This is a genomic window from Mesorhizobium sp. B1-1-5 (genome assembly GCF_006443065.1).
Taxonomy (GTDB): domain Bacteria; phylum Pseudomonadota; class Alphaproteobacteria; order Rhizobiales; family Rhizobiaceae; genus Mesorhizobium.
In genome coordinates, this window is the sequence record NZ_VFWS01000323.1 from 1 (window position 1) to 1,611 (window position 1,611).

A 1,611-nucleotide genomic window follows, 5' to 3' on the forward strand; every position below is an offset into this window, starting at 1 on the left:
CCCTTGATCTCCTCGACGCCGACATTGAGCAGGCCGACACTGGGCCGCGAGACGCCGAAGACCGATCGGGCCATGCCGGTTCCAAGGATGGCAAAATCAATGAGCTGGTGCGCATCCGCGCCAATGGTGGCGCCGACGTCGAGGACCACGCTTTCGCCGCGCAGCGTCGGCCAAAGTGCCGCGATCGCCGGGCGGTCGATGGTGGCCATGGTGCGCAGGCAGAATTTCGACATCGCCATCAGCGCGCCGGTGTTGCCGGCCGAGACGCAGGCGTCCGCCGTACCCGACTTGACCGCCTCGACAGCCTTCCACATCGATGACTTCCAGCGGCCATGGCGCAGTGCCTGGCTCGGCTTGTCGTCCATCCTGACGGCCACCTCGCAGTGGAAGAATTCGCTCACACCGGCCAGCTTGGGAAATTTGGCCAGTTCGGGTCGTACGGCCTCCTCCCGCCCGTAGATGACGAAGCGGACGTCGGGACGGCGGGTCGCGACCGTCATGAGCGCCGGAATGACCACGGCTGGTCCGTGATCGCCGCCCATGGCATCGATGGAAATCCTGATCACGCGGTATTCATCTCACGGTTTTGCTTAGGCGGCGGATCGTTTTAGTGATCGCGAAGGTTCGGCGAAAATAGCGGTTTTGGACATTCGCACAACCGACTTTTCCGTCGCGGGTGAGGTTTTCAGGATTTTCCCAACAGCGACCGCAGTTTCTGCTGAAATTCATTCTCCACCGGTTCGGCCTCGCGGCCGGCATCAAGCGCCGCACCCGGCTTGCGCGGATAAGGATCGATGGCCAGTCCGAAGAACTGCTCGGCGAGTGCCCCGACATCGATCGTGTCGCCTGAAAATGTTTCGGGACTGTCAGGTCCATCCGCGTCGAGCAGGATCTCGCCGCCGCCTTCGAATCCCTGTCGTCCAAGCTTGGAATCCTCGGGCAGGAACAGAGCCTCGAATGATTCATCGATATGCGCCCCAACCGGATCGAGCGTGACGATACAGGCCTGGGTGATGTCGGCCTCGACCCGGCCGCTGACCTTCACGCCATTGCGTTTCCACGGCGTCACCAGGAATTCAGCACGGTAGGCTTCGACCGAGAGCAAGCTGTGCTCTTCGGCGAGTGTCGCGCGCTGGGTGGCATCGGCCTCGATGACCACCGGCAAGCCCTTCTGCGGCAGGCGGGCGACGTTGGCAAAAAACGATACCGGACTCTGCGGATCGGCGTGCTTCATCGATCTGCCTCCTGGGCGAGCGGAAAGGTCACCGTACCGGAGACGATCGCCCGGCACGGCTGCGTGGCCAGCCGATTGCGGGCATCGGCGACATAGTCGGACAGTCGTGACGCTTCCGCCCAGGCCGCGGCGTCGGGCCGGACATTGCGTGCAAGGGCGGCGGTGAGCCCATCATGATCATTGCGCTCCAATGCGTCGTCATAGGCGGCGGTGCGGCCATAAAACATCTTCGCCAGCTTTTTCATGCGCTTGGGCACTCCGACATCGCCAATGCCGAGTTCCCGCAGCGAATGGTCGACGTCGAGGAAAAACTCGTCGATCAGCACCTGCGCGATCTCCTGCGCCACGCCGTCTTCCCCACGCAGCCGGTGCTGGAC

General features: G+C 63.1%; 2 protein-coding genes and 1 pseudogene. All 3 read right to left on the reverse strand.

The genetic code is table 11. From position 1 onward, the window contains the following. Positions 1-566: pseudogene (locus FJ980_RS30915) on the reverse strand (phosphate acyltransferase); the annotation flags it as partial. 119 nt (positions 567-685) lie between these two features. Further along, a complete protein-coding gene (locus tag FJ980_RS30920; protein WP_140547348.1) occupies positions 686-1,234 on the reverse strand; it encodes a DUF177 domain-containing protein in 549 nt (182 codons plus the stop codon). Beyond that, positions 1,231-1,611, reverse strand: a 381-nt coding sequence (locus FJ980_RS30925; RefSeq protein ID WP_140547349.1) for a ubiquinol-cytochrome C chaperone family protein, incomplete at its 5' end; no start/stop codon positions are given. The genes FJ980_RS30925 and FJ980_RS30920, both read right to left, overlap by 4 nt.